The sequence below is a fragment of the Corynebacterium mustelae genome, from assembly GCF_001020985.1.
Classification (GTDB): Bacteria; Actinomycetota; Actinomycetes; order Mycobacteriales; family Mycobacteriaceae; genus Corynebacterium; species Corynebacterium mustelae.
Genome location: NZ_CP011542.1, coordinates 1982075 through 1994924 on the forward strand (window position 1 = coordinate 1982075; position 12850 = coordinate 1994924).

13 protein-coding genes are annotated in these 12850 nt (G+C 51.1%); 3 read left to right on the forward strand and 10 right to left on the reverse strand.

The annotated features are described in order from the left end of the window. Positions 1–52 precede the first annotated feature (52 nt). The 6 genes from CMUST_RS09040 to CMUST_RS09065 all read right to left on the reverse strand — a co-directional run bounded on the left by CMUST_RS09040 (position 53) and on the right by CMUST_RS09065 (position 6344). A complete protein-coding gene (locus CMUST_RS09040; protein ID WP_047262242.1) occupies positions 53–676 on the reverse strand; it encodes a TIGR03085 family metal-binding protein in 624 nt (207 codons plus the stop codon). 59 nt (positions 677–735) lie between these two features. Continuing rightward, the gene (locus tag CMUST_RS09045; protein WP_047262243.1) at positions 736–2709 is read right to left on the reverse strand and encodes a ribonuclease J; all 1974 of its coding nucleotides are present in this window, start codon (positions 2707–2709) and stop codon (positions 736–738) included. Positions 2710–2711: 2 nt separating this feature from the next. Continuing rightward, on the reverse strand, positions 2712–3617 hold the full coding sequence (dapA, locus tag CMUST_RS09050; protein ID WP_047262244.1) for a 4-hydroxy-tetrahydrodipicolinate synthase: 906 nt from the start codon (positions 3615–3617) through the stop codon (positions 2712–2714). A 183-nt stretch (positions 3618–3800) separates the two neighbouring features. Beyond that, positions 3801–4553, reverse strand: a complete 753-nt coding sequence (thyX, locus tag CMUST_RS09055; RefSeq protein WP_047262245.1) for an FAD-dependent thymidylate synthase — start codon at positions 4551–4553, stop codon at positions 3801–3803. Positions 4554–4555: 2 nt separating this feature from the next. Beyond that, positions 4556–5299: a 4-hydroxy-tetrahydrodipicolinate reductase gene (gene dapB, locus CMUST_RS09060; RefSeq protein WP_047262246.1), complete on the reverse strand. Its 744-nt coding sequence runs from the start codon at positions 5297–5299 to the stop codon at positions 4556–4558. 205 nt (positions 5300–5504) lie between these two features. Continuing rightward, positions 5505–6344, reverse strand: coding sequence for a hypothetical protein (locus CMUST_RS09065; RefSeq protein ID WP_047262247.1), 840 nt, complete (start codon positions 6342–6344; stop codon positions 5505–5507). Between the two features lie 188 nt (positions 6345–6532). Between CMUST_RS09065 and CMUST_RS09070 the strand changes: the two genes are divergently transcribed. The 3 genes from CMUST_RS09070 (at position 6533) to CMUST_RS17160 (ending at position 7744) form a co-directional block, all read left to right on the forward strand. Further along, positions 6533–7228 (forward strand): hypothetical protein, encoded by a 696-nt coding sequence (locus CMUST_RS09070; RefSeq protein WP_047262248.1) that lies wholly within the window; start codon positions 6533–6535, stop codon positions 7226–7228. A gap of 103 nt (positions 7229–7331) precedes the next feature. Further along, complete coding sequence (locus tag CMUST_RS09075) at positions 7332–7673, forward strand: VOC family protein (protein WP_330218030.1); 342 nt, start codon at positions 7332–7334, stop codon at positions 7671–7673. Further along, positions 7658–7744 carry a hypothetical protein gene (locus tag CMUST_RS17160; RefSeq protein WP_330218046.1) on the forward strand — a complete coding sequence of 29 codons (87 nt, stop codon included), beginning with the start codon at positions 7658–7660 and terminating at the stop codon, positions 7742–7744. Before CMUST_RS09075 ends, CMUST_RS17160 begins: the two co-directional genes overlap by 16 nt. A gap of 107 nt (positions 7745–7851) precedes the next feature. Here the strand turns inward: CMUST_RS17160 and CMUST_RS09080 are convergent, their stop codons facing one another. The 4 genes from CMUST_RS09080 to CMUST_RS09095 all read right to left on the reverse strand — a co-directional run bounded on the left by CMUST_RS09080 (position 7852) and on the right by CMUST_RS09095 (position 12811). After that, positions 7852–10116 (reverse strand): polyribonucleotide nucleotidyltransferase, encoded by a 2265-nt coding sequence (locus CMUST_RS09080; RefSeq protein ID WP_047262249.1) that lies wholly within the window; start codon positions 10114–10116, stop codon positions 7852–7854. A gap of 350 nt (positions 10117–10466) precedes the next feature. Further along, a complete protein-coding gene (gene rpsO / locus CMUST_RS09085; protein ID WP_047262250.1) occupies positions 10467–10736 on the reverse strand; it encodes a 30S ribosomal protein S15 in 270 nt (89 codons plus the stop codon). A 135-nt stretch (positions 10737–10871) separates the two neighbouring features. Beyond that, on the reverse strand, positions 10872–11834 hold the full coding sequence (locus CMUST_RS09090) for a nucleoside hydrolase (RefSeq protein WP_047262251.1): 963 nt from the start codon (positions 11832–11834) through the stop codon (positions 10872–10874). Continuing rightward, positions 11831–12811: a bifunctional riboflavin kinase/FAD synthetase gene (locus tag CMUST_RS09095; RefSeq protein ID WP_047262252.1), complete on the reverse strand. Its 981-nt coding sequence runs from the start codon at positions 12809–12811 to the stop codon at positions 11831–11833. The genes CMUST_RS09090 and CMUST_RS09095 overlap by 4 nt, the downstream gene beginning before the upstream one ends. Positions 12812–12850: the final 39 nt, after the last annotated feature.

Genomic DNA, 12850 nt, shown 5'->3' on the forward strand with positions numbered 1-12850 from the left:
CAACATCTTTCACATACGCAACACACTAAACACCAGAAAAAGAAAGTCAAGTTTAAACGCTAGACCGATGGAGGCCTCCTGCCGGATCGGTCACCGAAACCTCGGCGATTTCGCGGCCAAAAATCCACAGTACAATCTCCCCAATATCGCCTCGAATAGTCGCAACGTCACAACCGGCGTCCGTCACTCCCCGCTGATCGTGCACGACTACGCGCGGCCAACCAGTTGGTTCTAGGATAACTGGTACCGTCGAGCGTTTGAGCATCACTTTGCCCGCGAACCTGGCTGCATCGTAAAGCTGCGCTTCGTCACTTCGGGAAAAACCGCGGGGATGAGAATCGGTCAGCATTCGGCGCACATCCTCATGATGAACAAAGTGCTCGGCAACATTCACAAACCGATCGAGTTTCGCTAACGGCCACATCCGGGAACCGTTCTCCCACTGGCTCAGTAACTTGTCAAACGGTGCTTTTTCTAACTCCGCAGTTTTGGAACGAAGTTTCCCCTGTGCCAGGCTAACAAACATTCCCACCGCCGCCAGAGGATAGTTTTCGCGGATTATTAAATGAATCAACAAATCCTTAACGTTCCACCCCTCACATAGCGTTTCGAAATCCGGTCCGACGGCTCGCATTAAGTGAGCAAGTGCGTGGCGTTCTGAAGCAGAAAAAGTCATGTCCCCAAGTCTAATACTTAGAGTGGACATGACTTTTCTAACGAGAGAAAATTACACCTTTACTGGCTAGGCCGAGACTGGCGAACTTCCTCATCCTCAACCGGCGAGTGAACGTCAGAACTCATCGGCACCACTGTAGGCATGATCATCGGTTTACGGCGCCACGTCTGTTCCACAAATCTGGAAACTTTGCGACGCAACTGCTGCACCATGCGGTACGGGTCGTTTTCACCTTCAGCTGCAAGGTCGTTCATAGTGTTTTGTACAAGTTCGGTTACTTCTGGCATCATCGCCACGGCATCCTCAGAGAAGCCCTTTGCGATTACGGATGGGCGCTCTAAAAGCCGACCAGTGCGGTTGTCAATCACTGCGGTGATTGCAATCAAACCACCTTCACCCATGGACGTACGATCATCCAAAACTTCTTGATCAATATCACCCATGGTCACGCCATCGACGTACAGGTTACCCACCGGAATCTGACCGACGACAGAAGCACGACCATCAACTAGATCCACGACAACGCCGTTTTGAGCCAACACAACCCGGTCGCGTTCGACACCAGTTGCGATGGCTAATTCTTTATTGGCACGAAGGTGTCGCCACTCGCCGTGGACTGGCATCGCGTTCTTCGGACGCGCCGCGTTATAGAGGAACAATAGTTCACCAGAATACCCGTGCCCTGAGGTGTGTACCTTGGCGTCTTTACCAGTAATGACCGTCGCACCGATCTGAGCCAACATGTTAATCACGCCGAAAACGGCTTCTTCATTACCCGGCACCAACGAGGACGACAACACGATGACGTCACCGTCACGTACCGTTATTTGGCGGTGCTCGCGCCGCGCCATCCGGGACAACGCCGCCATCGGTTCACCTTGGGTACCGGTGGTAATAAGCATCACCTTGTGCGGCGCCATCTTTGAGGCATCATCCATGGTCACAATTGTTCCGCGTGGTGCTTTGAGGAAACCAAGCTTCTCGGCAATTTCCATATTGCGGATCATGGAGCGACCATTGAACGCGACTTTCCGGCCAGCCGCGACTGCTGCATCCACTGCCGCCTGAACACGGTAGACGTTTGATGCGAAACACGCGAGAATAACTCGTTGCTTGGCATCAGCAACAATGCGCTTCAACGTCGGTGCAATATCCGATTCTGAGCTAGACACACCCGGGGTTGTGGCATTCGTAGAATCGCATAGGAACAGGTCAATCCCCTCATCACCAAAGCGCGACAATGCTGGAAGATCCGTTGGGCGGCCGTCCGGTGGAGTTTGATCCAGTTTCACATCGCCGGTCATGACAACAAGGCCGGCGCCGGTCTTGATCGCAACTCCAAGGCAATCTGGAATCGAGTGGTTCACAGTCCAGAACCGCAAATTGAATGGGCCGCGGTTCTCATTCGACTTTTCGGTAACTTCAATAAGCTTTGGCCGCTGTCGGTGCTCCTGGCACTTCGCCCGAATCAACGCAAGAGTGAACTTGGAGGCAACGATGGGTAGATCAGGTCGCAACTTTAACAGCCACGGGATAGCACCGATGTGATCCTCATGTCCGTGGGTTACCACAAGTGCTTCAACTTTATTGATTTTTTCCTCAATCGGACCAAAATCCGGCAGGATCAAATCGACGCCCGGCTCGCCAGATGACGGAAACAACACACCACAGTCAACAATCAAAAGTCTATTGTTGTACTCAAAAACCGTCATGTTACGGCCGATTTCTGAAATGCCACCCAAGGCATAGATGCGAAGCCCATTACGGGGTGCTTTGGGCGGTTGTGGCAATCGCCCGGTTAAGTCTGCACCTTGCATCGACTTGACGACGTTGCGCCGTCCGCGATTCTCACGGTTCGCGGAATTATTGTCGGGGCGTTTCGAATGACGAGACCGGCCTCCCGACCGGTTAGATGATTTCTTTTCCTGTTTTTCGCCTTTTTCTTTCGGCGCTTGAAATACAGGGGTTTCTGCAGCCTCCGGAGATCCCGCTTTTCGGGTTACTTTCCGGGAACGACTACGAGGTTCAGTCATTGTTATAAAACTCCAGCTTTTTCCATGTCTTGTCTCAACGCCTCGTATTCGGACTCATTTGGTGCCACAATCGGCAATCGAGGATCGCCTACGGTTATTCCTTGAAGGTGCAAGCCAGCTTTAGCCATAGTGACTCCCCCTAACCGACCTTGCGCAGCCACCAACGGCGCCAATGAAGCGTTGAGCTCACGTGCGGCGATAAGATCGCCGTTATTGAATAGTGTGTGCACTTCGCGCAATCGAGCGGGAGCTAAATGCCCAATTACGGACACAAACCCAGTCGCTCCGACCGATAACCACGGCAGATTCAGTGGATCATCCCCGGAATACCAGGCAAGTCCGGTTTCCTGAATCAGGCTGGTGGATTCTGCGATGTTTCCTTTAGCATCTTTGACTGCTTGGATTGTGCCCAATTCTGATAACCTGCGCAACGTATCAGGCGCAATCGGCACCACGGACCGTGGTGGGATGTCATATACGCAAATTGGCAGGTCAGTAGCCTTAGCTACAGTTGCGAAATGCTGGTAAATACCCTCTTGACTCGGCTTGGAGTAATAAGGAGTAACAACCAAAAGTGCATCAGCTCCTGCTTCAGCAGATGCTTTTGCTACTTCGACCGAGACGGCAGTGTTGTAGGATCCAGCACCAGCTATCAGCTTGATACTTTCCCCGACCTCCTGCCGAACAGTCCTGAGCAGGTCTAGTTTCTCGTTAAGAGTGGTAGTTGGTGATTCGCCAGTTGTACCGGCAAGTACTAAGGAATCAACACCGTTATCTACAAGGTGTCGCGCTAGGCGCGCCCCTTGCTCTAGGTCTAATTCACCAGTGGCGGTAAACGGTGTGACCATAGCGACGGAAACAGTACCGAAAGTATCGGCCCCCGTCGTTGCTACCAAACCTGTGCTCATGAAAAACAAGGTTACCCGCTTTTACCCAATTCGTAGGAATTATGACCGTTTTTCGCACACGTGTGTTCCCCCGCCCCGCTCAAGTTAGCTAAATAAGCTTGGGTTTCCCCACCCACCACACACATTCAGCATCGGTGTGAGAAACGCTGTGGTTTCTCACACCGTTACTGAATCATCGTTTGATTAGAAATCTGCAACATAAGGGCTTGTGGCCATTTCCGAACCGTCGGAAAGCGCGGCGATTTGGAAGTCGCCAAAGACAACGGGTGCTTTCTCCTGCAATATCTTTAACGACTCCACTGCAAGCCGACGTATCTCAACATCCGCATGTTCCGTTGCTCGCATACCGATAAAATGTCGCCACGTACGGAAATTACCAGTCACTACAATCCGAGTCTCAGTTGCGTTCGGAAGAACAGCCCGTGCCGCTTGACGGGCTTGTTTTCGCCGCAGCAACGCATTGGGTTCGTCGGTGAGTTTCTCCTCCAGCGCAGCTAGTAATTCATCATAGGCAAACCGGGTTTCATCTACAGCCTGCATAAAAAGGCGCCGCAGCCGTTCATCTTGGGCAATCAACGGCGGAATAACTACCTCGGCCTGTTCGGTGTGAACAAACCGCTGGGATAATTGTGAGAAGCTGAAATGGCGGTGACGAATGAGCTCGTGGCTGGCTGATCGAGAAAGCCCACGAACATACAGTGTTGCTGTTGGATGCTCTAGAAGCGCCATATGCCCAACCTCCATGATGTGTCGTATATAGCCAGCATTGGTAGCTGTTCGAGGATTTGGCTTATTGAATGTTTCATAGCAGGCTCGACCAGCAAATTCTACAAGTGCTTCCGGACCGGAGGCATCCGTCTCCCACGCGATGTCTGCTGGCGCGAAAAACTCTGAACACGCCAACAGCTCTACCCGTAACTGTGATTCCAAAGCCATCTCTACAACCCCAGATAATGTTCCAGGCCTACCGTTACACCAGGGTGGTTACTGATTTCCCTCACCCCGACTAAAACTCCTGGCACAAAGGATGTCCGATCGTAAGAATCCTGTCGAATGGTCAATGACTGGCCTTGCGCGCCGAAGATTACTTCTTCGTGGGCAACCATCCCAGTCATCCGCACCGCGTGCACCGCAATACCGTCAACGGTTGCACCTCGCGCTCCATCCAATGATTGCTGTGTTGCGTCTGGCATCGGAGGCATCTTAGCTTCTCGACGTGCGGCTGCTATCCCCTCTGCGGTGTGGATCGCGGTGCCGGATGGCGCGTCAAGTTTATTTGGGTGATGGTATTCAACAACTTCGGCCGAGTCGAAGAAACGCGCGGCCTGTTTAGCAAACTGCATTGTAAGCACAGCAGAAATTGCGAAGTTAGGTGCGATGAGGCAGTGGGCATTTCCGATTTCGCACCACGTTTCCACCTGTTTTACACGTTCCGGGGTAAAACCCGTCGTGCCTACCACACAGTGAATCCCATTGGTGAGACAGAATTCCAGATTCCGCATGACGACATTGGGGGTGGTGAAATCAACGACGACTTCAGTGCCGACGTCGACAAGCGATTGCAACGAATCTTCCCGATCGATTTCGGCAACTAGATCCATATCATTAGCAGCAGAAACCCCCTCACATACGGCCTGCCCAACCCGTCCTCGAGCTCCAAGTACCCCAACTTTGATTGCCATCTCATGCTCCTTTGTAAACGGTTATCATCAACAGCTTAAAACACTACCCGGATCAACCCTCGACTAGCACCGCTAAGCCGGATCCGGCGATAAATTTTCTTGAAAAACACCACAAAAACTTCAGTTTTTGTCACCGAATAAGGCACATTGGGTTTAATTACCGTATTCAGCAGCAGACTTTGCTCAACGTGACGAAGATAAAACTCTAGTCAATAGCTTCTATGACAGCATTCAGCCGTTGATAAATTTCGTGTAATCTCTCATCGCGGCTATCGGCTAAGGACCTTAGAACCTCGTCGTGTATTTCTAGCTCTGTATCCTCAGCGAGGGAAGATTCGCGCTGCACACAGTACTCTTCTGCCAGAGCCACAGCCGCGTCCACCTCACGCTGGAGTAGTATGGCCAGTGCCTCAGCTGCCACGTCCGAGGCTGCGGTCCCCGCAATGTCTATGAGAAATGAATCAGCCTCATTAGACGGATATGGACCATACTCAAGTGCAAATAGCACCCACGGCACCATCTGCGAGGCAAAAGGATCCTGCCTAGATCGTTGAATCTGTTGAAGAACGTAGTCTGCGAGAAAATTGCGGTGCGGGAAAAACGCGATGGCAAATAGCAACGAAATGCGGATATCGAGGTCGTCACGGTCACAAGCCACGCGGATTACCTGTTCAAAACGGCAGAAGTCCTGCTCTCCCAGTAGATCATTGGAATACAAATGTCCGAGCGCACAAATAACAGAAGCGGTAACCGCCTGATTACCACTATCCAGCAGCCGAGTGAGAATGTCACAAATACAGATAATGTCATCACTGGTTAGTTGCGATTGCGGCTGGCCAATAATGAACGCCATCATTTCCCAAGACCGGGGATCGAACTCCAAGGAAAGTCTCTCTTCAATAGCTGAGACGATGGCAGCGAATTGTTCATGCTGGAGTTGCCGCCCAGCCGCATAACGCAACTCCTGATCCTCATCCATAATCCAGTCCCACAATTGCGCTGGATCGGCAGTGCGGCAGGCAATATAGCAGTCGAGGAAATCCACGATGGTCTCCGATTCTCTATCCGGGTCAGATGATAGCGAAATCGCTGGATGAAGGTCATTTTGGTAAGCAGCGACAAAAACTTAAAATGTGATCCTAGCAAGGATTTCAGGACCATGCTTTTAGATGGAAATTACGGTTAACCACGTCTATCGTTTTTATCCTTTTCACGATCAAGGAGTCGACACCGATGCGAAAGCAACTGCTAGTTTTTGCCTCTATAATTCTCACCGCTACAAGTGTCTCCGGTTGTGGATTAGTGCCTTGGCTTTTTCATAATCCAAATTCCGATATCGTCACCGACGACCCAGACTTCGTACACGACGAACTAACCGAAGAAAAACCTGTGGAGTTTCGTTCTATTCCAGGCGAAGCAGGTGGGTTTGACTGTTATGAATCCCATTGCGCCGTGAACTTCAACATTATCGACCTTAAATTCGCTGATTCCTGCGAAGACCTTGGGATTCCCAGTGATAGCGAAGAATATTCTTCCACCTACAACGGAAACCAACTACTGATTGTGGAAGCCTCCCTTGAACTAGATTATGACCTGTCTTTTGAAGCAGAAAACTTCAGTTGGGATACTGAATGGGCAATCAAAACCACAGATGGGTTCACTGAAATTTTGGAGCCTGCCTTAGATTGTGTTTTGGATAGTCGATTCGACAGTGATTGGGGCTTAGACGGCCGACCAGGCCATAAGATCAAAACCACGAATATGTACACGTTACCGCCAAATGACGGCAACATTTACCTCCTGCACGATACCCAGAAGGCCACATGGCAGTGGCCGCTGCCCGCCGAGAAAACGATCGGACTCGCGCCACCTCCGAACACAGGTTATGGCAACGGACCAGACTTTCATGTGGTAACTCGTCATCACTAGCTGTAACTGGCTAACAGTGCGACCAACTACCGATAGCACCACAAAGAGAAAATCCTCTAAGATCGGGTGGCACAGTTCCTGTTGTAAAAACGAGAGGTCACCTATGGCAACTTTGGCTACATATATTTCTTTCCCCGGCACAGCCGCAGACGCATTCGCTTTCTACCACGAGGTTTTCGGCGGAACTCTGGATCTCATGCGGTATTCGGATTTTCCACCTATGGAAGGAATACCTTTTACACCGGATCCAAACGCTGTAGCCCACGCTGTATTGACGCTAGAATCCGGAACTATTGCTGGTGGGGATAACGCACCCGGTGAGAAAGCACCATTGAAGGATACTGCTTATTCTCTTCTGATTGATGCAGACAGTGTGGCTGAGGCGGAGGCTTTGATTGAAAATTTGTCTCGGGTGGTGGTGAAATCGCCATGCCATTTGAACTAGCTCCTTGGGGTGGACACTACGGCCAAGTACTTGATCCGTTTGGAGTGTTGTGGGCTTTTAGCGTCGAGTAGCATCACTTAGGCGCTACTGTCGTCTTTCGAAAGATGCAATAACGCCCGGCCAACCTAGATCTTAACTGGTTGGCCGGGCGTTAACGGATTTATGCTTTGACTTAAGTTTAGCTATCTTGGCTTAGTCCCAGCGAAATCTTGCCGCGGTTGTCGATATCGAGGATTTCAACCTCAATTTTCTCCCCAACGGTTACAACATCTTCGACCTTTTCCACCCGTTTTCCGTTACCGAGTTTAGAAATGTGCACGAGACCATCGCGTCCAGGTACCAGCGACACGAATGCACCGAAGGCGGTCGTTTTCACCACGGTCCCTAAGAACCGCTCGCCGACCTTGGGCAACTGTGGGTTGGCGATCGCATTGATCTTTTCAATCGCAGCGTCAGCAGCCTCGCTGTTAGCTGCGGAAATATACACGGTGCCATCTTCTTCGATGGTTACTTCGACGCCAGTTTCTTCCGTAATCTGATTAATGTTTTTGCCCTTTGGCCCGATTACTTCACCAATCTTGGAAACTGGTACCTTGATTGAAGTAATTCGTGGTGCGTACTCGCTCATTTCATCCGGGGTTGGAATGACTTCAGCCATCGTGTCGAGGATATAGATGCGAGCGTCACGTGCCTGGGACAACGCTGCGGCTAACACTTCAGAAGGAATTCCGTCGAGTTTGGTATCCAACTGCAATGCGGTAACGAAATCGGCGGTACCTGCGACTTTGAAGTCCATGTCACCGAATGCGTCTTCCGCACCAAGGATGTCGGTTAGCGCAACGTAGCGAGTTTCGCCATCAATCTCATCCGAAACCAATCCCATCGCGATGCCAGCCACTGGTGCTAGGAGCGGAACACCTGCGTTAAGCAGCGATAACGTGGAGGCGCAAACCGACCCCATTGATGTAGATCCGTTGGAACCTAAGGCTTCTGACACCTGGCGAATAGCGTATGGGAATTTTTCTCGGGATGGAATCACCGGCAGCAACGCACGTTCTGCCAGCGCACCGTGGCCAATTTCGCGCCGCTTAGGCGAACCAACACGACCAGTTTCACCAGTGGAATATGGTGGGAAATTGTAGTGATGGATGTAGCGCTTGGATGTTGTTGGGGTCAGCGAGTCAATCTGCTGTTCCATCTTCAACATGTCCAAAGTGGTCACACCCATAATCTGGGTTTCGCCTCGTTCAAATAGCGAAGATCCGTGAGCACGTGGGATTAGTTCTACTTCTACCGAAAGATCGCGGATGTCTTTCACACCACGACCGTCGATACGGAATTCCTCAGTGAGGATCATGTGCCGAACGATCTTCTTCATTACAGCGTTGTACGCGGCGCGGATTTCTTTGGAAGCATTTTCGTTTTCGTCGAAGCGGTCAATGAGTTCGGCTTCGATCTTCTCCATATATTCGTTCGTAGCATCGTCACGCTCGGCCTTTGACTTGATAGTCAAAAGATCCCGCAGCTTCTTAGCGGCTTTCTTTTCCACCGCTTCGTAAATGTCGTCAGAATATGGCGGGAATAGCGGAAATTCTTGGGTTTCTTTCGCCGCTAGTTCAGCTAAGCCTTCTTGGGCACGGCACAGGACCTCAATGAACGGCTTTGCAGCTTCCAGCCCCTCGGCAACGACTTCCTCAGTTGGCGCAGGTTTGCCGTCTGCGATTTGCTTGACGACGGATTCCGTGGCACCTGCTTCCACCATCATGATGGCGACGTCGTCGATGGTTTTCTTACCAACCTTCTTTGACACGATACGGCCGGCTACTACCAGCTCAAACAGTGCTTGTTCGTGTTGAGCGTGGGTCGGGAATGCCACCCACTGGCCTTTAGGATGGTTGCGGTCTGCGATCAATGCCATGCGCACACCACCAACCGGGCCGGAAACTGGTAGGCCGGATAGCTGCGTTGCAGCGGAGGCACCGTTGATCGCCACTACGTCATACATATCCTTTGGATCCATTGATAAGACAGTGACAACAACCTGTACCTCGTTACGCAAACCTTTGACAAAGGTGGGGCGCAACGGTCGGTCGATAAGGCGACATGCAAGAATCGCTTCGGTGGAAGGGCGACCTTCTCGACGGAAAAAAGAACCTGGAATACGGCCCGCAGCATACATTCGCTCTTCAACGTCAACCGTCAGCGGGAAGAAATCGAATCCCTCGCGGGGTTGTGACGATGCAGTGACTGTGGACAGCAGCATCGTGTCATCGTCAAGATAGGTGGTAACAGAGCCACCAGCTTGGCGGGCCAGCTGCCCGGTTTCGAATCGTATTACTCGGGTGCCGAAATCACCATTGTCAATGATTGCTTCGGCTTCGGTGATCCCAAATTCAGGATCCTCTTTAAATGAAATCAACTTTTTGAGATTTTTGTTGCTCACTATGCACGTCTCCTCTTTGACATTCGTGCTTATCGACGGTCATCGGTGCCGTCTTAGCGGTTATGTTTGTTATTAAATCTAGGCAACGACGTTAGAGCATAGCACATAACGTGCACTTATGAGAACTTCTTATTCATGATTAAATCAGTTTTCAGAATTTGACGGAACCGCCAGCGTCGAAAAGCACAAAGTATAGAGCGTCTACGTGCAGAAATGGCATCTAGATACCAGTGGATTCTGTTCCGCCTTCTTTGCTCAATACCCCCCACTGAATGCAAAATAAAACCGCCTCGTGAAATCACAAGACGGTTTCGTCACACTTCAAGGAGTGTCACATGCGCAACGCGTGCTTAGCGACGCAGACCCAATCGGGAAATCAGATCACGGTAGCGGTCGACGTTGTTAGCAGCCAAGTACTTTAGCAGGCCACGGCGGCGACCAACCAGCAGCAACAGACCACGACGAGAGTGGTGATCGTGCTTGTGGAACTTCAGGTGCTCGGTCAAGCTGTTGATACGGGAAGTCAACAGTGCAACCTGTGCCTCCGGCGAACCAGTGTCAGTCTCATGCAGACCGTACTCGGCGAGGATTGCTTTTTTCTGCTCTGAGTTAAGAGCCATGGAAAATACTCCTTGTTTTTCAGTCCACACTAAATCTTATGCAAACCAGGTCTATGCCTGGTGATTCTCAACTGCTGTGGACCACAGTAAAAGAAACCTCGGAAATTGTAGCATGAGGCTGTGCGATTGTAGCAATTAGCCCGCAGTAGGTTTGGTTAGCTGCATAAGCCGGTTCATCAGCTCAGAAACAAAACGATCAACATCTACCCCAACAGCAACCCGCGCATTTTTGACTGGGTCATTCAGGCGAGTTTCGTCACCAATTGTCCTGCCCCGGGTAGGGCCCTCACAGTCAACTTTCATATTCAGTGGCAAAAGTGTGACCAAAGACGGATCAACAGCAACCGCAACGGCGAGCGGGTCGTGCAAACCACAGCCACCCAAGTGCGGTGCCACCGTATCGTAGGCCTTGATGTAGTAATCGACTGCATCCGCTAAAAATTGTGCGCCTGGTGTGTTTTGTGCTCGCCATTGTTTGGTCTCCGTATAGGTAAGCAGCGTTTGCAACGTCACATCCAATCCAATCATGGTGACATCAGCTGCTTTACGCAGCACGATATCAGCTGCTTCTGGATCTTGGATAACGTTCGCCTCGGCCCATGCATTGACGTTACCCGGCGCGGTCAATGCTCCGCCCATGAAGACGATGTGTGCATTCTGAGCGAAATCGGAAGATTGTTCGATTGCCGCTGCGATATTTGTTAGCGCACCGGTGGGGACAATCACAAGGTCATCACCGTGTTGTTGCACGGCCTCGATAAGGAAGTCCACCGCTTTGGTGTCCCGGGCGGAGATAGTGGGATCAGGGATGGTGACCTCACCGATTCCGTTTGTACCATGGATGAATGCGGAGATGTCGAGAACTTCAAACGAGTCTTTTTCCCGGGCGTGTGGAAGGCCAGAAAACACTGGCACGTGTGGGTATCCGAATAGTTCAAGCAGCGCGAGGTTGTTACGCACCCCGGTTTCGACCAGGACGTTGCCGTAGGTGCCAGTGACACCGATGAGCTCTAGTTCGGGGGAACCGAGCGCGTAAGCTAAGGCCATGGCATCGTCGATGCCGGTATCGAGATCAAGGATGATTTTCTTAGGGGTCATGGGGTCTCCATTCCGTGGGTTTCTAACGCCTTATGTACGAGAGTAACGTCGTTTCGGATTGCGTCAAGGAGTTCTTCGACGTCGGAGAATTTCTCCATGCCGCGAATGTAATCAACGAATCCAATTTCAACGGTGTGCCCGTATAAGTCGGCATCACGTCCAATGACGTAGCTTTCCACGCTGCGCCGACTGTCTCCGAATGTTGGATTGTGTCCGACGGATATGGCTGCTGCGTAATTGACCCCTTGGCTCATATTTCCTTCAATGGGTGCGTCAGAGACTATCCGTAGCCAACCCGCATACACGCCGTCTTTGGGAAGCGCTACGGATTCCGGAAAATAGAGGTTTGCGGTTGGGAAGCCTAGTTCTTTTCCGCCGCGTCCGGCTCCGCGAACTACTTCGCCGCGTACTTTAAACGTCCGGCCGAGTGCACAGTTGGCTTCGGTTATCTTTCCGTCAGCTAAAAGTTGCCGGATAAGTGTTGAGCATACGGTGGAACCGTCATCGATAAGGAGCCGTTGTATGTTGACTTCTACCCCATATTTTTCCCCGAGTTCAGCTAGGGTTTCGGTGGTGCCTGCTGCATTGTGCCCAAAGGTGAAGTTTTCGCCCACAACGATGACATGAGCGTTAAGAGTATCAAGCAGAATTTTCGTAAAAAATTCTTCCGGGCTTAATTGCGCCATGTCAGCGTTAAAGGTCATGGCAAACATGTGATCAATGCCTTCTGCGGCTGCTAGTTCCGCCCGGTGGGTCACTGTTCCTAAAAGCGGGGGCATTTTATCTGGCCTTAAAACAGCCAGCGGATGCGGGTCGAAAGTAAGTAAGACTGTTGTAAGTTTAAGTTCTTGGGCCCGGTCAGTTGCGGCAGCCAATAAGGTTTTGTGCCCTCGGTGCATTCCATCAAATACCCCGATGGTAACTACGGTTTTTCCTAAGTTCTTCGGAACGTCATTGAATCCACGCCAAATATCCACAGGCTCAAGATTACGTTATGAAATCGCAAACGCCACACA